Source organism: Hydrogenophaga sp., from assembly GCF_051860785.1.
In the GTDB taxonomy this organism is placed as follows: Bacteria; Pseudomonadota; Gammaproteobacteria; order Burkholderiales; family Burkholderiaceae_C; genus Hydrogenophaga.
The window spans coordinates 210,622-233,878 of sequence record NZ_JBIMLB010000005.1; the positions used below are offsets into that span (position 1 = coordinate 210,622).

Annotated in this window: 24 protein-coding genes; 15 read left to right on the forward strand and 9 right to left on the reverse strand. The window is 66.2% G+C overall.

Annotation, left to right across the window (positions count from 1 at the left end; translation table 11 throughout):
* Nucleotides 1–3 precede the first annotated feature (3 nt).
* From ACTIF6_RS09545 to ACTIF6_RS09565, 5 genes are all read left to right on the forward strand, one after another.
* On the forward strand, nucleotides 4–1,074 hold the full coding sequence (locus ACTIF6_RS09545) for a sugar phosphate isomerase/epimerase family protein (protein WP_439587732.1): 1,071 nt from the start codon (nucleotides 4–6) through the stop codon (nucleotides 1,072–1,074).
* The gene (locus ACTIF6_RS09550; RefSeq protein WP_439587733.1) at nucleotides 1,071–2,249 is read left to right on the forward strand and encodes a Gfo/Idh/MocA family protein; all 1,179 of its coding nucleotides are present in this window, start codon (nucleotides 1,071–1,073) and stop codon (nucleotides 2,247–2,249) included. The genes ACTIF6_RS09545 and ACTIF6_RS09550 overlap by 4 nt, the downstream gene beginning before the upstream one ends.
* Nucleotides 2,246–3,730, forward strand: coding sequence for a sugar ABC transporter ATP-binding protein (locus tag ACTIF6_RS09555; RefSeq protein ID WP_439587734.1), 1,485 nt, complete (start codon nucleotides 2,246–2,248; stop codon nucleotides 3,728–3,730). Before ACTIF6_RS09550 ends, ACTIF6_RS09555 begins: the two co-directional genes overlap by 4 nt.
* Nucleotide 3,731: 1 nt before the next feature.
* Entirely contained in the window at nucleotides 3,732–4,748 is a 1,017-nt protein-coding gene (locus ACTIF6_RS09560; RefSeq protein ID WP_439587735.1) for an ABC transporter permease, read from the forward strand.
* Nucleotides 4,749–4,816: 68 nt separating this feature from the next.
* Nucleotides 4,817–5,773: a substrate-binding domain-containing protein gene (locus tag ACTIF6_RS09565; protein ID WP_439587736.1), complete on the forward strand. Its 957-nt coding sequence runs from the start codon at nucleotides 4,817–4,819 to the stop codon at nucleotides 5,771–5,773.
* Here the strand turns inward: ACTIF6_RS09565 and ACTIF6_RS09570 are convergent.
* Genes ACTIF6_RS09570 through ACTIF6_RS09585 form a run of 4 tightly spaced genes read right to left on the reverse strand, consistent with a single transcriptional unit; the run spans nucleotide 5,770 to nucleotide 9,370 of the window.
* The gene (locus tag ACTIF6_RS09570) at nucleotides 5,770–6,372 is read right to left on the reverse strand and encodes a PqiC family protein (RefSeq protein WP_439587737.1); all 603 of its coding nucleotides are present in this window, start codon (nucleotides 6,370–6,372) and stop codon (nucleotides 5,770–5,772) included. The genes ACTIF6_RS09565 and ACTIF6_RS09570 overlap by 4 nt on opposite strands.
* Nucleotides 6,369–7,394: an MlaD family protein gene (locus ACTIF6_RS09575; protein WP_439587738.1), complete on the reverse strand. Its 1,026-nt coding sequence runs from the start codon at nucleotides 7,392–7,394 to the stop codon at nucleotides 6,369–6,371. The genes ACTIF6_RS09570 and ACTIF6_RS09575 overlap by 4 nt, the downstream gene beginning before the upstream one ends.
* Entirely contained in the window at nucleotides 7,391–8,206 is an 816-nt protein-coding gene (locus ACTIF6_RS09580; protein ID WP_439587739.1) for an ABC transporter ATP-binding protein, read from the reverse strand. The genes ACTIF6_RS09575 and ACTIF6_RS09580 overlap by 4 nt, the downstream gene beginning before the upstream one ends.
* Entirely contained in the window at nucleotides 8,207–9,370 is a 1,164-nt protein-coding gene (locus tag ACTIF6_RS09585) for an MlaE family ABC transporter permease (RefSeq protein WP_439587740.1), read from the reverse strand.
* 123 nt (nucleotides 9,371–9,493) lie between these two features.
* Between ACTIF6_RS09585 and ACTIF6_RS09590 the strand changes: the two genes are divergently transcribed.
* Nucleotides 9,494–11,569 (forward strand): AsmA family protein, encoded by a 2,076-nt coding sequence (locus ACTIF6_RS09590; protein WP_439587741.1) that lies wholly within the window; start codon nucleotides 9,494–9,496, stop codon nucleotides 11,567–11,569.
* Between the two features lies 1 nt (nucleotide 11,570).
* On the opposite strand, the gene ACTIF6_RS09595 is transcribed toward ACTIF6_RS09590, so the two are convergent.
* On the reverse strand, nucleotides 11,571–12,545 hold the full coding sequence (locus ACTIF6_RS09595; RefSeq protein WP_439587742.1) for an AraC family transcriptional regulator: 975 nt from the start codon (nucleotides 12,543–12,545) through the stop codon (nucleotides 11,571–11,573).
* A 6-nt stretch (nucleotides 12,546–12,551) separates the two neighbouring features.
* Complete coding sequence (locus tag ACTIF6_RS09600) at nucleotides 12,552–13,079, reverse strand: OsmC family protein (RefSeq protein ID WP_439587743.1); 528 nt, start codon at nucleotides 13,077–13,079, stop codon at nucleotides 12,552–12,554.
* Between the two features lie 259 nt (nucleotides 13,080–13,338).
* Between ACTIF6_RS09600 and ACTIF6_RS09605 the strand changes: the two genes are divergently transcribed.
* Genes ACTIF6_RS09605 through ACTIF6_RS09625 form a run of 5 tightly spaced genes read left to right on the forward strand, consistent with a single transcriptional unit; the run spans nucleotide 13,339 to nucleotide 17,258 of the window.
* On the forward strand, nucleotides 13,339–14,151 hold the full coding sequence (locus ACTIF6_RS09605) for a class I SAM-dependent methyltransferase (protein WP_439587744.1): 813 nt from the start codon (nucleotides 13,339–13,341) through the stop codon (nucleotides 14,149–14,151).
* A 6-nt stretch (nucleotides 14,152–14,157) separates the two neighbouring features.
* Complete coding sequence (locus ACTIF6_RS09610; RefSeq protein WP_439587745.1) at nucleotides 14,158–14,979, forward strand: class I SAM-dependent methyltransferase; 822 nt, start codon at nucleotides 14,158–14,160, stop codon at nucleotides 14,977–14,979.
* A gap of 43 nt (nucleotides 14,980–15,022) precedes the next feature.
* The gene (locus ACTIF6_RS09615) at nucleotides 15,023–16,321 is read left to right on the forward strand and encodes an NAD(P)/FAD-dependent oxidoreductase (RefSeq protein ID WP_439587746.1); all 1,299 of its coding nucleotides are present in this window, start codon (nucleotides 15,023–15,025) and stop codon (nucleotides 16,319–16,321) included.
* A 30-nt stretch (nucleotides 16,322–16,351) separates the two neighbouring features.
* Nucleotides 16,352–16,819: an EVE domain-containing protein gene (locus ACTIF6_RS09620; RefSeq protein WP_439587747.1), complete on the forward strand. Its 468-nt coding sequence runs from the start codon at nucleotides 16,352–16,354 to the stop codon at nucleotides 16,817–16,819.
* Between the two features lie 7 nt (nucleotides 16,820–16,826).
* On the forward strand, nucleotides 16,827–17,258 hold the full coding sequence (locus tag ACTIF6_RS09625; RefSeq protein WP_439587748.1) for an SRPBCC family protein: 432 nt from the start codon (nucleotides 16,827–16,829) through the stop codon (nucleotides 17,256–17,258).
* A 47-nt stretch (nucleotides 17,259–17,305) separates the two neighbouring features.
* On the opposite strand, the gene ACTIF6_RS09630 is transcribed toward ACTIF6_RS09625, so the two are convergent.
* Nucleotides 17,306–18,754: an alpha/beta hydrolase gene (locus ACTIF6_RS09630; RefSeq protein WP_439587749.1), complete on the reverse strand. Its 1,449-nt coding sequence runs from the start codon at nucleotides 18,752–18,754 to the stop codon at nucleotides 17,306–17,308.
* Between the two features lie 259 nt (nucleotides 18,755–19,013).
* On the opposite strand from ACTIF6_RS09630, the gene ACTIF6_RS09635 reads away from it, so the two are divergent.
* The 4 genes from ACTIF6_RS09635 to ACTIF6_RS09650 are packed head-to-tail and all read left to right on the forward strand — an operon-like array spanning nucleotide 19,014 to nucleotide 21,866.
* Entirely contained in the window at nucleotides 19,014–20,024 is a 1,011-nt protein-coding gene (locus tag ACTIF6_RS09635) for a GNAT family N-acetyltransferase (protein ID WP_439587750.1), read from the forward strand.
* A gap of 38 nt (nucleotides 20,025–20,062) precedes the next feature.
* Entirely contained in the window at nucleotides 20,063–20,479 is a 417-nt protein-coding gene (locus ACTIF6_RS09640; protein ID WP_439587751.1) for a VOC family protein, read from the forward strand.
* Complete coding sequence (locus ACTIF6_RS09645) at nucleotides 20,479–21,294, forward strand: aminoglycoside adenylyltransferase family protein (protein WP_439587752.1); 816 nt, start codon at nucleotides 20,479–20,481, stop codon at nucleotides 21,292–21,294. Before ACTIF6_RS09640 ends, ACTIF6_RS09645 begins: the two co-directional genes overlap by 1 nt.
* Nucleotides 21,291–21,866, forward strand: coding sequence for a DUF4303 domain-containing protein (locus ACTIF6_RS09650; RefSeq protein WP_439587753.1), 576 nt, complete (start codon nucleotides 21,291–21,293; stop codon nucleotides 21,864–21,866). Before ACTIF6_RS09645 ends, ACTIF6_RS09650 begins: the two co-directional genes overlap by 4 nt.
* A 98-nt stretch (nucleotides 21,867–21,964) precedes the next feature.
* Here ACTIF6_RS09650 and ACTIF6_RS09655 read toward each other — a convergent pair whose 3' ends face one another.
* Nucleotides 21,965–22,150 (reverse strand): hypothetical protein, encoded by a 186-nt coding sequence (locus ACTIF6_RS09655; RefSeq protein WP_439587754.1) that lies wholly within the window; start codon nucleotides 22,148–22,150, stop codon nucleotides 21,965–21,967.
* Nucleotides 22,151–22,298: 148 nt separating this feature from the next.
* Entirely contained in the window at nucleotides 22,299–23,216 is a 918-nt protein-coding gene (locus tag ACTIF6_RS09660; RefSeq protein WP_439587755.1) for a helix-turn-helix domain-containing protein, read from the reverse strand.
* Nucleotides 23,217–23,257 lie beyond the last annotated feature (41 nt).

The following is a 23,257-nucleotide window of genomic DNA, read 5'->3' on the forward strand; positions in this document are numbered from 1 at the left end:
CACATGGCCACCAACATCAAAGGCCCCGGCATCTACCTCGCGCAGTTCGCCAGCGACACGGCGCCGTTCGATTCGTGGGCGTCGATCACGAAATGGGCCGGCGGCCTGGGCTTCAAGGGCGTGCAGATCCCGTCGTGGGACAAGCGCATCTTCGACATGGACAAGGCCGCTGAATCGCAGACCTATTGCGATGAGATCGCTGGCGTGGCGCGCGAGAACGGCGTGGCCATCACCGAACTCGGCACCCACCTGCAGGGCCAGCTGGTGGCCGTGCACCCGGCCTACGACGAAGCCTTCGACGGCTTTGCGCCGGAGGCGTTCCGCAAGAACCCCAAGGCCCGCCAGGCCTGGGCGGTGGAACAGATGAAGCTTTCGGCCAAGGCCTCGCAACGCCTGGGCCTGAAGAGCAACGTGAGTTTTCCCGGCGCGCTGGCCTGGCCGTTTCTGTATCCGTGGCCGCAACGCCCGGCCGGTTTGATCGACGCCGCATTCGACGAACTCGCCAAGCGCTGGAAGCCGATCTTCGACGCCTTCGAAGACGCAGACTGCAACGTCTGCTTCGAGCTGCACCCCGGCGAAGACCTGTTCGACGGCACCACCTTCGAGATGTTCCTGGAGCGCGTCAACAACCACCCGCGCTGCTGCATCAACTACGACCCTTCGCACTTTCTGCTGCAACAACTCGACTACCTGGAATTCATCGACATCTACCACGAGCGCATCAAGGCGCTGCACATCAAGGACGCCGAGTTCCGCCCCACCGGCCGCCAGGGCGTGTATTCCGGCTACCAGCCGTGGGTGGAGCGCGCCGGGCGCTTCCGCTCGCTGGGCGACGGGCAGGTGGACTTTGGCGCCATCTTCTCCAAGATGGCGCAGTACAACTACGACAGCTGGGCCGTGCTCGAATGGGAGTGCTGCCTGAAGCACCCCGAAGCCGGTGCGGCCGAAGGCGCGGAGTTCATCCGCAAGCACATCATCCGCGTGACGGAAAAAGCCTTTGACGATTTCGCCGGTGGCGACACCGACCCTGCGCAACTGCGCCGCATGCTCGGCCTGCAGGAGGCCGGCCAATGACGATCGAAGCCGGTTCCACAACGGAAGGCGCAGGCCGCCGCATCCGTCTGGGCATGGTCGGCGGTGGCGAAGGCGCCTTCATCGGCGCGGTCCACCGCATCGCCGCGCGCCTGGACGACCACTACGAGCTGGTGGCCGGGGCGCTCTCCTCCACGTCCGAGAAAGCCCTGCGCTCGGCCAAGGCGCTGGGCCTGGCCCGCGCCTACCCGGACTTCCGCACCATGGCGCGCGAGGAAGCGGCGCGCGGTGCCGACGGCATCGAGGCCGTGGCCATCGTCACGCCCAACGACCAGCACGCACCGGCCGCCGAAGCCTTTCTGGAGGCCGGCATTCACGTCATCTGCGACAAGCCGGTGACGACCACGCTGGCCGAGGCGCAGCGCCTGCGCGAACTCGCCAAGGCCAAAGGCCGCCTGCTCGCCGTGACCTACAACTACACCGGCTACCCCATGGTGCGGCACGCGCGCAAGCTGGTGCGCGATGGCGCGCTCGGCAAGATCCGCGTGGTGCAGGTGGAGTACGTACAAGACTGGTTGACCGAGCCGCTCGAATCCAGCGGACAGAAGCAGGCCGCGTGGCGCACCGACCCGGCGCGTGCCGGTGCGGGCGGCTGCATCGGCGACATCGGCACGCACGCCTACCAGTTGGCCGCGTTCGTGAGCGGGCTGCAGACGCAATCGCTCTGCGCAGAGCTCAGCGCCTTCGTGCCCGGTCGCGCACTGGACGACAACGTGCAGGTGATGCTGCGCTTTGCCGGTGGCGCGCGCGGTTCGCTCTGGGCCAGCCAGGTCGCCCCGGGCAATGAGAACGGCCTGCGCCTGCGCGTCTACGGCGACAAGGGCGGCCTCGAATGGTTCCAGGAGCAACCCAACCAGTTGCGCTGGTCGCCGTTTGGCCAGTCCACCCAGATCGTCTCGCGCGGCACGGGTGCGGCCAACGCCGATGCGGCGCGCGTCTCCCGCCTGCCGTCTGGCCACCCAGAGGGTTACCTCGAAGGCTTCGCCACGGTTTATGCCGAGATTGCGCAGGCCCTGCGCGCCACGCGCGACGGATCGGCACTCTCGCCCGACGTGGTGTTCCCCACCATCGAAGACGGCGTGCACGGCATGGCGTTCATCGAAGCCGCGGTGCGCTCGTCGTCGCAGGGTGGGCAGTGGGTGGAGGTTTCCGAGTGAGCCTGCGAGTGCGCTTCAATGAAGTCGTGAAAGACTTCGGGCCGGTGCGCGTGCTGCACGGCGTGAGCTTTGAGCTCGCGCCCGGGCGCATGGTGGGCCTGCTCGGCGAAAACGGTGCGGGCAAATCGACGCTGATGAAGATTCTTTCGGGCTATGAGCCGCTCTCCGGCGGCAGCCTGGAAGTCGATGGCACGGTGCGGCATTTCGCCAGCTCGCGCGAGGCCGAAGAAGCCGGCATCGTGCTGATCCACCAGGAGTTCAACCTTGCCGACGACCTGACCGTAGCCCAGAACATCTTCCTGGGCCGCGAGCGACGCAAGGGCTGGCTGCTCGACGAATCCGGGATGCGCAGCGCAGCGCGCGAGGTGCTGCAGCAGGTGGGGCTGGACATCGACCCCGACACCCGCGCACGCGATCTCATCGTGGCCGAGAAGCAGCTGGTGGAAATTGCCAAGGCGCTCTCGCGCCATGCGCGCCTGCTGGTGATGGACGAGCCCACGGCCACGCTCACACCGTCGGAAACACAACGCCTGTTCGCGCTCATTGGGCAGTTGCGCGCCCAGGGTGTGACGGTGGTCTACATCTCGCACAAGCTCGACGAGGTGGAGCGCGTGACGGACGAGATCGTGGTGATGCGCGACGGCCGCTTCGTCGCGCGCGGCCCCACCGCCGACCACACGCGCCACCAGATGGCCAACCTGATGGTGGGCCGCGAGCTCTCCGACATGTTTCCGCCGCGCGTGGCGCCACCTTCGGCTGAGCCGTTGCTGTCGGTGAAGAACGTGACCGTGCCGGGCTGGGCCAGGAACGTGAGCTTCGACGTGAGGCCCGGCGAGATCCTGGGCTTTGCCGGCCTGGTCGGCGCCGGCCGCACCGAACTCTTCGAAGGCTTGCTGGGCCTACGGCCCGTGAGCGGCGGCGAGATGCAGCTGGCCGGCCGCGCGGTGCGTTTCCGCAATCCGCGCGAGGCCGCACACGAAGGCCTGACCTACCTCAGCGAAGACCGCAAGGGCTGCGGTCTGCATATCCGCATGTCGCTGCAGGAAAACCTGACGCTGATGGACCTGGACCGGCACGCAAAGCCCATGCTCGACCCCGGTTCCGAGCGCCGCGCGCTGGAGAAGGCCGTGTCCGACTTCGGCATCCGCACCGGCTCGCTGGACGCACCGGCCGGCTCGCTCTCGGGCGGCAACCAGCAGAAGCTGGCCATGGCCAAGGTGCTCCAGCCCGACCCGCGCGTGGTGGTGCTCGACGAACCCACGCGCGGCGTGGACGTTGGCGCCAAGCGCGACATCTATTTCCTGGTCCAGCGCCTGGCGGCCGAAGGTCGCGGCGTGGTCGTCATCTCCTCCGAACTGATGGAGCTGATCGGCCTGTGCCACCGCGTGGTCGTGATGCGCGCAGGCACGGTGCAGACCACGCTGGACGCCGACCACCTGACCGAAGAGGCGCTGATCGCCCATGCCACCGGAACGCATTGAAATGACCCAGAACACCGTTCGAGCCGAGCCCGCCGAAACCGCGCCCAGCCAGGGCCGCCAACCCCTGCGCCAGATCCTGCGCAATGCCGGTCCCATCGTCGGCCTGGTGCTGCTGTGCATCGCCGGCACGCTGCTCAACCCCGACTTCGCGACCTGGGACAACGCGATGAACGTGCTCACCCGAACCGCCTTCATCGGCATCATTGCGGTGGGCATGTGCTTCGTCATCATCTCCGGCGGCATCGACCTTTCGGTCGGCTCCATGGCCGCGCTCATTGCCGGCTGCATGATCATGGTGATGAACTGGGTGGCGCCGCTCGTGGGCAGCCCGGTGGCCGCCGTGCTGGTGGGCATGGCGATCGCGCTGATCCTGGGCGCGGCCTTCGGTCTGGCGCATGGCGTGCTCATCACCAAGGGCCGCATCGAGCCCTTCATCGTCACGCTGGGCACGCTGGGCATCTTCCGCGCCTACCTCACCTACTTCTCCAACGGCGGCGCGCTCACGCTGAGCAACGAACTTGGCGACACCTACGGGCCTGTCTACTACGGCGCCTTCCTGGGCATTCCCATCCCGATCTGGGTGTTCCTGGGCGTGGCACTGGCCGGCGCGTTGCTGCTGAACCGCACGCGCTACGGCCGCTACGTGCAGGCCATCGGCTCCAACGAACAGGTGGCGCGCTACGCTGCAGTGGCGGTGGACCGCATCAAGATCCTCACCTATGTGCTGCTCGGCGTGTGCGTGGGCATCGCCACCCTGCTCTACGTGCCGCGCCTGGGCTCGGCCTCGCCGTCCACCGGCCTGCTCTGGGAGCTCGAAGCCATCGCCGCGGTCATCGTCGGCGGCACGGCGCTCAAGGGCGGCCAGGGCCGCATCGTGGGCACCGTGGTCGGTGCCATCCTGCTGTCCGTCATCGGCAACATCCTCAACCTCACCAGCATCATCAGCGTCTACCTGAACGCGGCGGTGCAGGGTTTCGTGATCATCGTCGTGGCCTTCCTCCAAAGAGGGCGACGATGAATTCCCCGGCGGCGCAGCCCTTCGGCCGGCGAGCCATTTCAGCCTCGAGAACCTACCCAGGAGACATCATGAACAGACGCCTTTTTTCTGCCATTTCACTGGCCATCGCCACCCTCGTCACCGCACCCTCGGCCTTCGCCCAGAACAAGCTCGTGATGGGCGTGTCCATCCCGGCCGCCACCCACGGCTGGACCGGCGGCGTGGTCTATTGGGCCAACCGCACCAAGGCCGAACTCGAGAAGCAGTACCCCGGCTCTTCCGTCATCGTGAAGACCGCCGGCTCTGCCGCCGAGCAGGCCAACCAGGTGCAGGATCTGCAGACCGTCAACAAGATCGACACGCTGGTGATCCTGCCGTTCGAATCCGCACCGCTGACCAAGCCCGTGGGCCAGGTCAAGAGCAAGGGCGTGTTCGTGACGGTGGTCGACCGCGGTCTCACCGACCCCACCGCGCAGAACGCCTACGTGGCCGGTGACAACCCCGGCTTCGGCAAGGTGGCTGGCGAATACATGGCCAAGGCCATGGGTGGCAAGGGCAACGTGGTGGTGCTGCGCGGCATTCCCACCGTGATCGACAACCAGCGCGTCGACGCCTTCAACGCCGTGATGAAGAACCACCCCAACATCAAGGTGCTGGACGCCAAGCACGGCAACTGGAACCGCGACGACGCGTTCAAGGTGATGCAGGACTACCTGACCCGCTTCAAGCAGATCGATGCCGTGTGGGCCTCGGACGACGACATGGCGGTGGGTGTGCAGAAGGCGATTGAACAGGCCAAGCGCACCGACGTGAAGCTGGTGCTGGGCGGCGCAGGCTCCAAGGACTACATCAAGAAGGTGATGGATGGCGACAAGGTCGTCACCGCCGACGTGACCTACTCGCCGAGCATGATCGCCGACGCCATGAAGCTCACCGCCGAGTCGCGCGTGAAGGGCACCGCCATGCCCGCCACCACCACGATTCCTTCGGTGCTGATCACCAAGGAAAACGCGGCGAAGTACTACTTCCCGGACTCGCCGTTCTAAGCAGGCCCTGACCCCGCCACCCGCATCGCGAGTTGCCAAAGCGCAACCCGGTGCGCGGCGGCCAGGGCGTCGGGCGTTGCGTCGCTCAGGTCTACCCGGAAGTCGGCAGAACCCAACGCCGGTGCAGCGGCCGTGGCCCCCACGCCGGTCAACCACCAGCGCGCCTGAATGCGCAGCGTGCGCTGAGCGGCATCGGCCATCAGCGTCACAATTTCCACCCGCAGCCGGCGGCCCACCATCACGCCGCCCGGTGCCGGTGCGCGCCACACCAGACCCTCACCGCGCAGCAGCGCGAGATCGGACACCAGCAGGCGCGGAATGCTGTCGCGCAATGGCTCGGCCCAGCGGTGACCCGTGAGCGACTGCAGGCCCGCAGCACCACTGGCCACCATCAGTGTGTCGCGGTCCAGCGAACCGGGCATGTCCACCGCGCTGGCCACTTCCCACACCGCACCGTCGCCAGGGCGGGCTGCCGGCCGCGGACCGGGCGGTTCGCTGCGCAGTTCGTACCAGCGGGTGGAAGGAGCTGGGTTGCCAGCACAGGCTGCGAGCAGAACGGTCGACGCGCAAACGCCCCCAAGGATCAGTCGTCGTTTCATTCTGGGACCCTCCGGCCACGCAACAAGGAGTCAGGTTGTTGTTCGAGCGCTTCGGCCAGATCGCGCAGGGCCCGCGCGGCGCGCGAGAGATCGCCCAGCGCCTGGTCGGCACCGGTCATGAGGCGCGAGTCGCCCGAGGTGGCTTCGCGCAGCGCGGTGGCGGTGCGCGCCACCTCGTCGGCCGCGCGTTGCAGATTGGTCACCAGCGGCGCGTTGGGCGCCAGCAGCTCCGACACCTGGCTGGACGTCCTGCCCAGGCCTTCGGCGGTGCTGTTCACCGATTGCGCTGCCTGCCCCATGCCGTCCATGGCCTTGCGGGTGGACGCCAGCGAACGCTGCAACTCGTCGGCCAGGGGGTCGATGCGTTTGTCGAGCCGCTGGGAGATGCGGTTGAAGGTCGCGGTGATCTGTGCCAGGTCGTCCATCGCCTGCTTGAGCTGAGGGCCGCCCACCACCGCACGCGCGGAAGACGCGATGGCAGAAATGTCTTCAGCGATGCGGCGGAAATCCATGCCGTCGAACTGCTCGCGCAGGTTCTGGATGGCGGTGGCGGTGGTGGGTATCTCGATCTCCGTGCGGCGCGTGCTGCCACGCAACTTGCCATCGAGCTTGGGCCGCAGGTCCAGGTCCACATACAGCAGGCCGGTGAGCAGGCTCTGCATGGAGAGCTGAGCGCTCAGGCCACGCTCCACCAGTGCAGGCAGTGCGGGCTCCGAGCCGCGCTTGCCGTCCAGGCCGCTCACCGCGTTGCTGTCGAGCACGGCCACCACGGGAATGGCGTAGTTGTCGTTCTGGCGGTCGTAGAAGATGTCGATCGATTCCACGCTGCCCACGCGAACGCCCCGGAACACCACCGGGGCACCCACCTGCAGGCCGTACACCGACCCGCTGAAGTACATGACGGTGCGCTCCTTGCGGGTGAAGAGGTTGTTGCCCGCGAGGGCGATGATGGCGATGGCAATCAAAGCGATGCCCGCCACCACGAAGGTGCCGATCAGCGTGGCGCTGGCCTTGCGTTTCATGAAGTGGTCTCCCGGGAAGTCGTGGCGCCGCGGCGCAGAAAGGTCTGAACGCCTTCAGGGCCGCTGCGCCGCAGTTCTTTCGGTGGGCCGAGCGCGGTCATGGTCTTGCTCTGGGCATCCAGGAACAGCAGGCGGTCTGCCACGGTGAAGATGCTCTCGAGCTCGTGGCTCACCATCACCACGGTGGTGTGCAGGTCGTTGCGCAGGTGCAGGATCAGCTCGTCGAGGTTGGCCGAGGCCAGCGGGTCAAGGCCGGCGGAAGGCTCGTCGAGAAACACCAGCGGCGGATTGAGCGCGAGTGCACGGGCGATGGCGGCCCGCTTCTTCATGCCACCGCTCAGCGTGGCGGGCTCGGCGTCGAAACTGCCGCCCAGCCCCACCAGCGCGAGCTTGAAGCGCGCCTCGTGTTCGCACTGCGCGGCGTCCATCTCGGTGAAGAGCTGCATGGGCAGCATCACGTTTTCGCCCACCGTCATGCTGCTCCACAAGGCGCCGGCCTGGAAGGTGACGCCAAAGGTCTGCATGAGCTGGCGCTGCTCTGCCGCATCGGCCGCGTACAGGTCCCGATCGCCATACAGCACCTGCCCGGCCGCAGGCGCCTGCAGGCCGATGAGGTGGCGCAACAGCGTGCTCTTGCCGCAGCCGCTGCCACCCGCAATCGCCAGCACTTCGCCTGACAGGATGTCGAAATCCAGGTCGCGCTGGATCACCCTGGCGCCAAACGCCATGGTGAGCTTTCGCACGCTCACCAGCGGTTCTGCCGGCAAGGGGGCTGAAGCGGCGGCGACCTGGGGATCCTGAACAGTTTCCATCTAGAAGTCGAGCCTTTGAAACACGACCGTGAGCGCCGAAGCCGCCACCACGATCCAGACGATGGCTTGTACCACCGACGCGGTGGTGGCATCGCCCACGGCCTGCGCGCTGCGTCCCGCCGACAGGCCTTGCAGGCAACCAGCCAGTGCCACCAGCATCGAATACACCGTGCCCTTGATCAACCCCACCAGCACGTGGGGCAAGGTGAGGGCCTGAAAGCTGGAATACACGTACTCCAGCGGCGTCACGCCATAGATACCCACCGCCACCAGCCAGCCCACCGCCATGCCCACCAGCGCACCGAATGCCGTGAGCATGGGGCCGACGATGAGCAATGCCAGCACGCGCGGCAGCACCAGGAAATCGACCGGGTTCACGCCCATGGTGGCCAGTGCGTCCACTTCCTCGTTGGCGCGCATGCTGCCGATCTGCGCTGCAAAAGCCGCTCCCACACGCCCCGCCAGCACGATGCCCACCAGCAGCGCCGCCACTTCGCGCACCACACCCACGGTGACGAGGTCGGCAATGTAGGTCTGCGCGCCGAAGCGCTGCAATTGCGCCGCCCCCATGTAGGCCACGATGAGGCCGACCAGAAAACTTACCAGGGCGACGATAGGCAGGCTGCGTGGCCCCGTCTGTTCGATCTGCCACAGAAGATCGGAAGCACGCATGTCGCTCCTGCCGCGCATCCACCGTCCAACGGACAGCAACACCTCACCAAAGAAGGTCAGCGCCTTGCGCTTTTCCACCCACCAGGCGGCGGTGCGCGCACCCAGCCGCGCGACGCGGCCCCGCGGGTTGGCCGCTGGCGCAGCGGCCAGCGGTGGTGTGCCGTTCAGCGCAAGCGAAACGATCTCCCGCAGACCTTCTGGGAGCCCCTGCAGATCCACCGGCACTTCGCGCTGTGCAAGGGGTTGAAGTTGCGACCAGAGGCGCGAAGCGAGCGTGGCATCCCAGGCGCCGAGCGCGGTCGCGTCGACGCGCACGGAAGCCGCATCGGTCTCGGGGCGTTCGGGAAAGGTACCAGATGAGCCGAGCCAGTCGCCAGACAGACGCAGGACCCAGGCATCGCCCTGTGCATCCCAATGGGCCTCGGGGTTCTGCGCTGCGTCACGCGCCTCCATGGTGGCTGGCGAGGCATTTCCAACGGGGGCATGGGGCACGGAGGGATCCATTCATGCTCGGAGTGTGGATTCTATCGAGGGGTCCGTCTGTAGGACATCGCGCACAAGGAACCCGGCCTGCGCCTACGCGGGCCGGGTCGCTTCGCAGATAACCTGAAGGCCATGAAACCCGCCCTCAAAATCCGGCACGTCGTGATCGGGGTGGCGGCCGTGCTGGTGGCCGGCGTGGTGGCGATGGAATTGGCCGGCTGGCCCTTCCTTCGCCAACCGGTCGAGCGTGCCATCACACGCGCCACGTCGGCACCGACGACGTTGGAGGCTCCGTTCAGGCTGCACCTGTTGTGGCGCCCGAGGCTCGAGGTCGCTCATCTGAACATCGCGTCCGATCCGCGCTACGAAGTGCCTCATCTGCTCGACGCCCGAGACGTGGTGCTGGCCTGGCAATGGGGCGACGTGTGGCGCTGGAGAAAAGGCGAACCGTTGCGCGTGCAGACATTGCAGGCTCAAACGCTCGACGCGAAGCTGTTGCGCAAGCCCGATGGCCAGGCCAGCTGGCAGCTGGGCGACCCCGCGGAGCAGAAGGACCCCAAAGATGCGGATGACGATCCGCTGGGTAGCCTGCCGCGCTTTGGCACCCTGCTCGTGGGACGCGGTGACATCGACTGGCGCGACGCCGTGCAGGACGTGGACCTGAAGATCGGGGTGCGCGGCAGCGAAGGCGAGGCGGTGAGCCAGGACGGTGCGGGCTACGAAGCGCAGATCAACGGCCGCTACCGTGCCCTGCCCATGAAGCTGAAGGTGACCGCTGGCGGCACCCTGCCCCTGCTGCGCGACGCCAGCGCGGAGGCGCCCTGGGTTCCCGTGCGCGTGGAAGGCAGCGTGGCATCGTCTCGCCTGCTGTTCGACGGCGAAGCCGCCGCGCTGATCGGTACGCCGCGCCTGCGCGGGGCGCTGGAATTCCAGGGACCATCGCTCGCGGCCGTGGGTGAACCTCTGGGCATCACGCTGCCCGCGACACCGCCCTTCGATCTTCGCGGTCGCCTGGAGCACCAGGCCGGCCAATGGCGCTTGCAGGCCACCCGCGCCACCATCGGCACCAGCCGCCTGGCGGGCGAACTGCTGTACGACCAGCAGGTGAGCCCACCGCGCCTCAGCGGCGAACTGCATGGGCCGAGGCTGGCATTCGCCGACCTGGGTCCGGCCATCGGCGCCGACACCGGCGCCAGAACGCCACCCACAGAACGCCCTGCCGATGGCCGCGTGCTGCCGCAACGCCGTTTCGACCTGCCCTCGCTCAAGGTTATGGACGCCAACGTGCTGATGAAGTTCGATGAGCTGGACTTCGGTACGACGGCCATGGCGCCGCTGCGGCAATTGCAGACGCGCGTGCGGCTGGACGCGGGCGTTCTGCGCCTGGAACCGCTGCAGACGGTGGTGGCGGGCGGCTCGCTCAAAGGCACCACCCAGCTCGACTCGAACGCCAGCCCCGCGAAATGGGAAGCCGACATGGAATTCGCCAACATCGACGTGGCCGGGTGGTTGCGCGGCGTGCAGAAGGGCGACGCCGCCGAAGCGGGGCCGCCGCCCACCGCCACCGCCGCGTTGAAGCGTGAGCGCCAGCAGGCCCGCCAGGGTGGCGACCAGCCCGCGCAGTCCTACCTCACCGGGGCACTCTCGGGCCATGTGAAGGTGCGAGGTGCGGGCAACTCCACCGCCGCCATATTGGGCAGCCTGAACGGTCCCATGCAGATCCACCTGCGCGATGGCACCGTGTCCTACCTCATCACCGAAGCCCTGGGGCTGGACGTGGCGCAGGCGGTGGGTGTGGTGATCACCGGCGATAAACCGCTGCCCTTGCGTTGCGCCCGCTTCGACCTGCAGGCCAACAACGGCGTGATCGAACCCCGGCTGGCGGTGGCCGACAACCGGGACAGCACCATCTGGATCACCGGTCCCATCGATCTGAAGAGCGAGTCGCTGGACCTGCGTGTGGTCACGCGGCCCAAGGACTGGTCTCCCCTGTCGCTTCGCACGCCCATCACCGTGGGTGGCACGCTGGGCGACCCCGATGTGGGCATCGAAGCCAGGGGCCTGGTGGGGCGCGTGATCGGTGCGCTGGCGCTGGGTACCACCGCGGGCCCACTGGCCGCGCTGATTCCCCTCATCGAGCTGGGCACCAAGGAAGGGGCCGACCCCTGCAACCCGGCGCTGGCCGCCGCGCCCACCAGAAAACCGTGAATCAGTGCACCGCTTCGATCGCCGCGTGGCGGTTGCGACGCCAGGTGGCGGGCGGCACGCCGTACTCGCGGCGGAAGGCCCGGATGAACGCGGTGTCGGTCTGGTAGCCCACGTCCTGCGCAATGCGCGCAAGCGGTGCCCGGCTGCCGCACAGCAGGTTGGCGGCCAGCATCATGCGCCACTGCGTCAGGTACTGCATGGGCGAACTGCCCACCAGCAACTGGAAGCGCTCGGCCAGCACAGAACGCGATGTGCCCGCCTCGCGCGCCAGTTCGTCCAGCGTCCACGCATGCGCAGGGCGGCGGTGCAATGCGTTGAGAGCGCCGCCCACGATGCGGTCGCCCAGCCCTGCCAGCCAGCCTGTGCGGCCCGCGCTCTGTTCGTGGATGTAGAGCCTGAGCACCTCGATGAACAGCACTTCGGCCAGCTTGGCCAGCACACCCGCGCCACCGGGGCGCGGCGACCGGGCCTCGGCCAGGGCGTAACGCACCGACGCTTCGAGCCAGACACCCGCGTTCGACCCGCGCACGTTGACGCGCATGAGCGGGGGCAGGCCGGCCAGCAGCAGCCGGGCCAGCCGCGCATCGCAGGCGAGGTAGCCGCAAAGCAGGCGCGTGGTCGCACCACCGCCCCCGTGGTTCAACTGGCGCGGTCGGCGCTGCAACAGGTCTTTCAGCGGTGTACCGGGCGCCGGCACCAGGCCAGGCGCCGAAGCCATGCGGTGGGCGTCGCCCTGCGAGAACACGATCACGTCGCCTGCCGACAGCCGCATCGGCGCCTGCCCTTCCAGCTCGACGCAACACTCGCCTTCGGTGATCAAGTGAAAGATCACCACGCGCTCGGCGCCAGGTTCGAGCAGCGGTGCGGCCGCGTCGGCGGGTGGTGACTGGTAGCACCAGGGTGCGGTGAAGCGCCCCTGAAGAAAAATCGCGCCCGCCAGTTGCACCACGCGCAGCGTTTCAGACAAGGCGTCCATGGCGGCTCAGGCGTTCTCGATGTGCAGCGCCAGCGGCGTGACCGAGCGCACCGCTGCGGGAATGGGAGAACAGCTCAGGCCGCGCTCCACCAGCTCGCGCAGCCGTTCGGGCGCCTCGCCCCTGGCCTGGATGCGCACGCTCAAACTCACATCGCCCGGCCCGGCGTGCACGGTCTTGCCGTCGGCACCCTTCATGCCGAGCAGCCCCCGCGTGTCGGACCGGCTGCTCGCCTTCACCTCCAGCAGCGTGAGTTCGATACCCTCGGCCGCCGCTGCCATGGTGATGGACGTGGCCGCGCAAGATGCCAGGCCCGCGCGAAACAGCCAGCCCGGCGTGACCTGATCGCCCGTGCCCCCCAGCTCGGTGGGCATGTCGGTCGGCACCACCGTGCCATTCGCATGGCTGGCCAGCATGCGCGTGCCACCAGTCCAGCGCACGGAAGCCGGCGCGTCGTCGTGCAGGCCGGTTTCAGGCCGGCGTTCCAGCACGGCTTGAACACGTTTGAGGGCATGGGCGAGGTGATCGTTGAACACGGTGCTGCTCCTGGTGCGACGCCTGGGGCGGATTATGGGCGGGTGCCGCCTTGCGTGGAACATGGCCGGACGCAGGGTCAACTTTCCCGGACGCCGCGTCAGGCAAGGCGCCGACGCCGATCGGGCGCGGACGATGGGTCAGGTGCGGAATCCGTTCGGGCAGGACAGCAAGGAGTTGCGCGCGTTCCACTGGGTTCCGGGCAGGCCAAGGCGAAAGTGGCACCCGAAAACCCCGAGCAACCCATCAGGAGAGAACACCATGAATGCATCCAACGACCTCGTGGCCATCAAGGCCCGCCAGCAGACCGCCTGGGCCAGCGGCGACTACGCCGTGATCGGCACCACCCTGCAGATCGTCGGCGAATCGCTGGCCGAGGCCTGCGACCTGCGCTGGGACGAGCGCGTGCTCGACGTGGCCGCCGGCAACGGCAATGCCACACTGGCTGCCGCGCGCCGCGGTGGCCAGGTCACGTCCACCGACTACGTGGGCAGCCTGCTCGAACGCGGTGCCGAGCGCGCACGCGCCGAACGCTTCGACGTGAAGTTCCAGGAAGCCGACGTGGAAGAGCTGCCGTTCAAGGACAGCAGCTTCGACGTGGTGCTCTCCACCTTCGGTGTGATGTTCGCGCCCGACCACGCGCGCTCGGCGGCCGAAATGCTGCGCGTGTGCCGCTCGGGTGGTCGCATCGGCATGGCCAACTGGACACCCGAAGGCTTCATCGGCCAGCTCTTCAAGACGCTGGGGCGACACCTGCCACCCCCCGCCGGCCTGCAGCCGCCATCGCTCTGGGGCGTGGAGTCGCACCTGCGTGAACTGTTCGGCCAGGGTGCCGCGAAGATCGACGTCACGCCACGCATCTTCAACTTCCGTTACCGCTCGGCCGCGCATTTCATCGACGTGTTCCGCACCTGGTATGGCCCGGTGCACAAGGCCTTTGCCGCCTTGCCCGCCGACAAGGCTCAGGCGCTGGAAGCCGATCTGACCGCGCTGCTCTTGCGGCTTCACCAGGGTGGCCCGGGCTCGCTGGTGGTGCCCAGCGAATACCTGGAAATCGTGATCACCCGGAGCTGAATCGCGATGGAACCCCGCCTGCAACGCCGCGTGCAGCGCTATGGATGGGACCTGGCGGCCGACGACTACGAGCCTTTGTGGCAGGCGCAGCTTGCTCCCGCACAGGCTGAGTTGCTGGCGCAGGTGTCACTGGCGCCGGGTGAGCGCGTGCTCGACCTGGCTTGCGGCACCGGCCTTATCACCCTGCCGGCCGCTCGCGCGGTGGGGCCCGGCGGCACGGTGATGGGCGTGGACATCTCCGAGCGCATGGTGCAGGCCGTTCAGCGCAGCGCGCGGGCGCAGCAACTGCACCACGTGAGCGCCGCCCGCATGGACGCCGAACAACTGAATCTGCCCGACGCGGGCTTCGACGTGGCGTTGTGCGCCTTCGGCCTGATGTACCTGCCCGAGCCCGAGCAGGCCTTGCGTGAACTGAGGCGCGTGCTGCGCCCGGGCGGCCGCCTGGGCCTGGCCGTCTGGGGGGAACGCGCGCGTTGCGGCTGGTCGGCGCTGTTCCCCATCGTCGATGCCGAGGTGTCCAGCGAGGTCTGCCCGCTGTTCTTCCGCCTCGGTCAGGCGGACACGCTGGCGCGCCTGTGCGCCGATGCGGGCTTTGGCGAGGTGCTTTCACACCGCATGGCCCGCACGCTCGACTATGCGAGCGGCGAGCAAGCCTGCAACGCCGCCTTTGCCGGTGGGCCGGTGGCGCTGGCCTGGTCCCGCATGGATGCGGCGGCCCGTGAGCGCGCTGGGAAACGCTACCTGCAGGCCATCGAACCCTGGCGCAGTGGCCATCGCTACGCTGTGCCGGCGGAGTTCGTCACGGTGACTGCAACCGCGCCACCCTGAGTGTGGACTACAGTCGATCCCAACAGGACTCGGGATCGAACGCATGAAAACACGCATCGTGATCGTTGGCGGCGGCGCAGGCGGCCTGGAACTGGCCTGCAAGCTGGGACGCCAGTTGGGCGCAGAACAGGTGACGCTGGTCGACCAGCAGTTGTTCCACATCTGGAAACCCTCCCTGCACGAAGTGGCGGCCGGCACGCTGGACATCCACCAGGAGGGCCTTTCGTACGAGATGCTCGCGCACGACAACCGCTTCACCTTCTGCTTCGGTGCCATGACCGGCCTGGACCTGGCGGCCCAGGCCGTGCAGGTCGCGCCCGTGCTCGACGAACACGGGGAGGAACTGGTGCCAGCGCGCGCCCTGCCCTACGACCAGCTCGTCATTGCCGTGGGCAGCACCGCCAACCATTTCAATGTGCCTGGTGCGGCCGAACACACGCTGTCGTTGAACCGCCCGGCCGACGCCGAGCAATTTCGCCTGCGCATGCTCAAGCTGCTCACGGCCGCCGAACTGCGCAAGAGCGCGGGCAACGAAGGCCAGGTGCGCATCGTGATCATCGGCGGCGGCGCCACCGGCGTGGAACTGGCCGCCGAGCTGCGCGAAGCCAGCGTGGTTCACTCGCGCTACGGCTTCCGCCGACTCGACCCGCAGCGCGATGTGCAATTGACCCTGCTCGAAGGCGCCGACCGCATTCTGGCCCCGCTGCCCGAAAAGGTGTCCAGCGCCGCCGCGAAGCTCCTCAAGGAGCGCCACGTCACCATCGAGACGAAGTGCCGCGTGGCGAGCATCACACCCACGGAGGTGGCCGACAACACCGGTCGCCTGTTCCAGGCCGACCTGGTGGTGTGGGCCGCCGGCATCAAGGCGCCCGACGTGCTGGGCACGCTCGGCCTGCCCACCAACCGGTCGGGGCAACTGGAGGTGGACGACCATCTGCGGGTCAATGGCCACGCCAACATCCATGCCCTCGGCGACTGCGCGGCCTGCCCCACCGCCGAAGGCGGCTGGGTGCCCCCACGCGCGCAAGCCGCGCACCAGCAGGCCAGCTACCTGCACGACGCGCTGCTGCGCCGCGCCATGAACAAGTCCGCACCGAAGCGCCCCTATGTCTACAAGGACCACGGCTCGCTGGTCTCGCTGGGCACACAGACCTCGGTGGGCAGCCTCATGGGCAACCTGTTCAAGTCCACCTGGTACGTGCAGGGGCTGCTGGCCCGCACCATGTATGTGAGCCTGCACCTGATGCACCACCAGGCGGTGCTGGGCACGCTGCGCACCGGTGTGCTGGCGGTGGCGCGCTTCCTGGTGAAGCGGGCGACGCCGCTGGTGAAATTGCATTGACGGCATGCAAGAAGACCCAAGGAGATCCCGATGACGCAATACTGGCTGATGAAATCCGAGCCCGAAGAGTGCTCGATCGACGACGCAATCAACGCGCCCGACGCCACTGTGCCCTGGACCGGCGTGCGCAACTACCAGGCCCGCAACTTCATGCGCGACGGCATGAAGGTGGGCGACGGCGTGCTGTTCTACCACTCCAGTTGCCCCGAGCCTGGCATCGTCGGCATCGCCAAGGTGGCGTCCGGCACCCGGCCAGATCCCACGCAGTTCGACAAGAAGTCTCCCTACTTCGATCCCGCCTCCAAGCGCGAGGAGCCCCGCTGGCTGCTGCTGGATGTGAAGGCCGTGAAGAAGACGCGCCTGATGGGCCTGCCCGAACTGCGCGACACCCCCGAACTGGCCGACATGGTGGTGCTCAAGCGGGGGAACCGGCTGTCGATCACGCCGGTGAGCGAGGCGCATTGGAACTTCATCAAACGAAAGCTGGTTGGTGGCTGACCCAGCCATGAACACTTACTCGACATCCCTACGGATTCTCGCGACGCCCGAGCGCATCTGGCCAATCGTTGCCGACGTCGTGCACTGGCCCGAATGGTTGCCCACCATGACCTCGGTGGAAGGCCTTTCCGGGAGTGCATTGGCCATCGGAAACCAGTACCACGTGGTTCAGCCCGGGTTCCGGCCCACGCTCTGGACGGTGATCGAGCTGGAGCCCCCGCGTTGCTTCGCCTGGGAAGCGCGCTGGCCGGGTGCGCGCGCTCTCGCCAGGCATACCGTGCGTGCCGCCCCAGACGGTCAGTCCTCAGACGTGGAATTGCAGGTTCTCTTCTCCGGCCCTTTGGGGTTTCTCGCCAGCGCAATTGCCGGACGTCGCATTCAGGCGTATCTGGCGCGTGAGGTTGAGTCACTCAAGCAGAAGGTGGAACAGCAGGCGTAAAAAAGCCCCGACGCATCGGGGCTTTCTTTGTTCTTGATGCGCTGCGTTCAGGGTGGGCAGGCAGGCGCGATCGGGCGGAACGAGGCCGCGGCGCTGCCAGTGTCGTCCGGGCCGAGCGCGCTGTCGGTGAACGTGCAGCCATACGCCGCGTTCGCCACGGTGGCCGGCGTCATCACGTCATCGCCAGCGGGTTTCACGCCGGTCTGCTCCCAGACCACCATGTCCTCGAAAGCCCGGACCTGCTCGGCCACGGTGAAGTCGCAATGGCTCGCGCCGCGGATCGCGCGCTGCACCAGCCAGCCGGCGTTGCCCTTTGCTGCGGCGCGTTGCTGGTACACCTGCTGCATGCTGAAGGGCACGAACAGATCGCCCAGCGTGTGGATGGACACCACCGGGATCTTGAACTCGCCGTTGATGGCGGGAACCCAGCGCAGACCGTCCCTTCGCAGGCGGTTGGCGTCCGGCGCGGCGGTGAGCTTCTGCACGGCGGTGTTGAGCGCCGTCGAGCCCGGCACGTCGCCAGCGATCAGGTAGGTGAAGGCGTTGGTGTCCAGGATGTTGCGGTTCAGGATGCCGGTGACGGTGCCATCGCTGCCGAAGGTGCCGTAGGCCGACTGGAAGCTGCGACCGTACAGCACGCCTTCGTCGAACATCGGACGCTCGCCACCGGTGAGGTTCTCCACCACCGACAGGTACTTGACCCCTTGCGCCGTGGGCACGATGCTGGTGGCAGTAAAGGTCGAGAACAGCGTGCCGGTGACCAGCCCCGCGATCTCCGACCATTTATCGGTCGGGTAGCTCGGCACACCGGCCAGGGCCTGGGCCGTCACCTGCATGCCGGCGAACCGGTTGAACAGTTCTGCATCGCCCATCACACCGCACATGGGCACGGCACCGTGGTAGCTCACCTTGTTCTTCGCGGTGGCAGCGGCCTCCTGCTCGATCGCCGCACCTGTGACGTGACCGCCCATGGAATGCCCGGTGATGTAGATGCGATCGGGCGCAGCGAGCGCACGACCATTGGTCGCGGCGATTCGGGTGAAGGCCAGCGCCAGTGCGTTGGTGTCTTCCACACCGGCCCGCACATCGTAGAAGTTGGTGGAATAGCTCGAAGCCGCCCAGGCGTAGCCGTTCTCGATGAGGTAGCGGCGGATGCTCGGGTTGGACACCGTGAGCACGGAGCCTTCGCCACGGTAGCCGTGGGCGTACATCACCAGCTTGCCGTTCCACCCGGATGAGGGCACCTCGACGCGGTAGGCCGCGCCGTTGAGCACACCAGCCCAACGCTCGGTGCCGACCATCACGCCCGACATGGCGGCGAAGGTGGTGGCGCTGGGGTCCTGCGGCGTGAAGGTGCGGCTGTCTTGAGCGCGCGTTTCCTCAGGCACCGGTGGCGGTGGTGGAGGGGCCGGGGGGTCGTCTCCGCCCCCACCACACGCGGCGAGCAACGCCGCACCTGCCAGAGCCGCCAGGCGAAATCTGTTTGCTGTTTTCACGTTTGTCTCCAGGTCGTTGTAGGTCTGCACAATGGTTGAACGCGCCAGCGGCGCGTTCAACAGACCCGTTATGCGGCGACGGAAAACACGCAAGGAGCGGGAATACCCGATAGCAGTCGCGGAGGCGACGCGCCAGCTTGCCAGCCAGATATTGGGCATGTCGTTTGCCCTTGCCACGAACGTCGACGGCGCAACGGCAGGCCAACGCGAATCGGGTCGCTGAGGGCAGAATCGGGCAGACGAGGAGACACCTGCAACCATGATGGAAAACCCCCTGCCCGGCCTGCGCCTTCGCCCGTTTGCGGGTGACGGCGACTTCCCCGCCATGGCCGAAGTCGCCAACGCCGTGTTTGCCGCCGACGCGATGGGCTGGGTGCGCACGCCCGAACACATTCGGCGCGACTACGCCGGCTTCACGCATTTCGACGCGGCCAAGGACGTCGTCATGGCGGAGCAGGATGGCCGCTTGGTGGGTTATGTGCGCACCACGCAGTGGATCGACGAGAAGGGCATCCTGGTGCAGGGACAGATCGGTTTCGTGCACCCGGCGTTCAGACGCCGGGGCGTGGGCCGCGAACTGCTGCGCTGGGTGGAGGCGCGACAACGCGAAGTGGCGCACGCGCAAGACGCTGCCGCGTCGGTGCACCATGTGTACGTGACCGAGGGCGAGACCAGCCGTGCAGCGTTCTTGCAGCGCGCAGGCTATGCGCCCGCACGCCACTTCCTGCGCATGGAGCGGGCCACACTGGACGACATCCCCGACTTCCCGCTGCCGCAAGGCTTCGAGCTGCGCAGCGTGCAGCCCGAGCACCTGCGACCGATCTTTGACGCGCACATGGAAGCGCTGGAAGATCACTGGGGCGTCGCCCCCGCCAGACCGGGTGACTTCGAGCGCTGGCAGACGATGCCCACTTTCCAGCCCCACCTCTGGCAAGTGGCGTGGCACATCGAGAGCGACCGCGTTGCTGGGCAGGTGAAGCCCTTCATCAACGAAGAACAGAACCTGACCCAGAACCGCAGGCGCGGCGAGACCGAGTTCATCAGCGTAGGCGTGCCCTGGCGGCGTCGAGGTCTGGCGCGCGCGCTCATCGTGCGTGCACTGCGGGCGCAGCGCGACGCGGGCATGAACGAATCGGTTCTGGGCGTGGATGCCGACAACGCGCACGAGGCTGCGAAGCTCTACGAACGCTGCGGGTTTCGCGTCACGCAGCGCAACGTGGTGCTGCGCAAAACAATGGACTGCGCCGGCGAGCCCCAGGCGCGTCCTTGAGAATCCCTTCTTTGGTCCGACTCAACGAGCAGCACACCATGCAAGTCCGCATCACCGTCATCACCCTCGGCGTCGACAACCTGGAACGCGCCGTGGCGTTCTACCGCGACGGGCTCGGCCTGCCCACCCAAGGCATCATCGGCAGCGAATTCGAGAACGGCGCCGTCGCCTTCTTCGACCTGCAGGACCGACTCAAGCTCGCCGTCTGGCCTCGCACCAGCATCGCAGCCGACACAGGCCTTGCGCTCGGCGCACGCGGGTCGCTGGAGTTCACGATCGGCCACAACGTGTCCAGCAAGGAAGAAGTCGATGCGCTGCTCCGACAAGCCATCGCGGCCGGGGCCACCCAGGTCAAGGCGCCAGCCGACACCTTCTGGGGTGGCTACGCCGCGTACTTCATGGACCCGGACGGGCACCTCTGGGAAGCCGTCTACAACCCGCAGATGCTGCCGTAGTGCGCACGACCGATTCCATCCACGCCCAGCTTTCAGCGGTGAGCGCCGTTCTGCGCGCGCACCTGGGCCCGCATCTCCGCGCCATCCACCTCTATGGCTCGGCGGTGACGGATGGCTTGAAGCCGCACAGCGACATCGACCTGATGGTGGCAGTGGCCACGCCATTGCCGGAACCCATGAGGCAAGGGCTCATGCAGGAGCTGCTGGCTCACTCGGCCTGGCCCGGCAGTTCCGACGTGCTCAGGGCACTGGAAGTGACGGTGGTCGCCCTCAGCGAAGTGGTGCCGTGGCGGTACCCACCCCGGCGCGAGATGCAGTTTGGCGAATGGCTCCGGACCGACCTGCAGGCCGGACGCTTCGAGCCACCCATGCCCGACCCCGACCTGGCCATCCTGCTGACCAAGTTGCGACAGCACAGCTCCTCGCTTTTCGGTCCTTCAGCCGATGAGCTGTTCGAGCCCGTGCCAGCTTCCGATCTCAGGAAAGCCCTTACCGACACCATTGCCCAATGGAACTCGCCAGCGGAATGGCAAGGCGATGAGAGAAACATCATCCTCGCCTTGACGCGCATCTGGTTCACCGCTTGTACCGGCGAGATCGCGGGCAAAGACCGCGCTGCGACCTGGGCCGCTGAACGCCTGCCGGCGTCGCACCGTGCCATCGTGGAGCGGGCGCTGAGGTCCTATCTGCGGGGAGAGCCTGATGGGCTGGCATTGATGCCGCAGCCGCTTGCTGACACGATCCACTTCATGAAGCGCGCAGTCGAGGAAGAACTAAAGAAAGAAGATCCCTCCAATGATCAGGGTGCCCGATGAAAACCATTGATGAGAATCGTCTGTACGCGGCGCTCTACGTTGAAACGCAGCAAGCGTGGCGCCATCTCAAGAACAAGCACCAAGACGAGAACTTTTACGCCTTCGGGCTGTACACGACGGATGCGGCCTCCTACCTGACCATCACAGCAAGCACTGAACAAGGCTTGATGACAGTGGTAGAAGACTATGTGGCCAGTTCCGCAAAGAGCCAGGAATCGCAGTTGCTCGCGTTGCGCTGGTCACCATGCGATTCGCCGCTGCACGAAGAGGGAGATGGCCTCCTCAGCGAATCCCAGGCTGTGCGTGACCTGGGGCCAGAACCTTACGAATGCACCGAAGAGGAAAGTGACGCTGCAGTCGAAGCCGTGTTTCGCGCGTTCACTGCCGTAATTCAGAAGCTGGACAGCGAGGGGGAGTTTGGCGTGGGTGAGCAGCGCGAAAAACTGATCCTGGGAATCTGGTGGGGCGATCAATCTGATGAAGACCGACTGGCGCTGGCTTGCCCCATGAACTCAGCCGCCGCGATCGAACGCTTCGCGCGGGAGATGTCAGCTGCCTGGAGGCAGGTATGAAGTTTTTTTAGAGCGGGTTGATGGCTGCGCCTTGAGTGCTTGACAAGAAAAGAGGGCCGACACGCGGCCCTCTTTTCACGAGATCGATCTGGGACGAGTCACCTGCTACCGTTGTCGTGGCCCGTTCCGTATGCACGATTGTCCTCGTGCACCTCCTCAAAACTCCTGTGGTAAACGCCGCAAAACGCAGCGAACTCATCTCCCGCGCTGTGGGGCGGATCGAGGTTGTCGTTCGCGCCGTCCCCTTGCCCGTCGTTGTTGTGATCCGTTTTACTCTTGCTCATACTTTCTCCTTGAGGTAGTGAACTGAAGGACACCCCAGATACATGGGGCGAAAGTACTTTGTCATCCTGCCGACCAAAGCACCACGGCATGAACTCTGCATAGGCGTGAAGCCGGCATGAAATCGGTGTTGCCAAGTTGGATGCCACTCTATGGCTTGCCTTCACCAAGAGTCGAAGGGAATCGTTTGAGGTACGGGCCTGCAATCTTCGGGCGTTTGCTGAAATGGCCCTGTAAAGCAACTTGACGTCCAGTCGCGTGGAATATCTCGGCCAGCTCGCCAGCTCGCGCCGCCGTATGCCTACCGATGAAGGTCATCCCAAAGTCGTTGCACAGAGTCACCCCTTGAGGTGTGAAGGCGACCGCGACAAACTCCGAGATGAACCACCCATTGGTTGTGAAATTTTCGATCTCTTTTACGAATGACTGGATCAATCTCATGTTAGGTCCGGGGCGTTGGTGAGAACCATGAACACCAATCATGATGATGTACATCCTGTAGTTCCGAGACATATCTACAAGCGAAGGGTACTCAAGCATCGAGGGATCAATCTCGGAATCCCGGAGTTTTCCTTGTTTCACCAGCTCAAAATATTCGTCCTTCAGGAATACGAACTGCCAGTAGCCTACGATTTGATCTCCCCAAGTCAACAGTTTCCAAGTAAAGGGGCTTGCTTGAAAAATGGGTGCCCATTGCGCCACAGAACCTTCATCTTGGTGGGTCAGACGGGGGATCAAAGCCACATCGATTTCGATGAGCTTTTCAAGGAGCTTTTCCTCGTCAATGCCCGTCGCCCCCAGGTACCCGAAATCTCTCACCCAGTACTGCTGGTCTGAGCCCAGATTTTGTAGTGCCCATTCGGAGAACCAGTCATCGAGTTCTTTCTGGCTGATCGAGTATTCACGCCTTAGCGCCTCAAGCAGCGCAATGCCAGTAGGACGATTTTTCCCGCGCTCCCACCGAGAGATTGTGTCTTTGTCGACGGAAAAGAGTTCCGCAGCTTGTTCTTGGCTGAGGCCCCGAGCCTCGCGACGCGTCTTCAGATGCAATGCCAGTAACTGAGCCATGATCACCTCTTCGGAATATGGAAGAAGTATTCAGTCTCTCA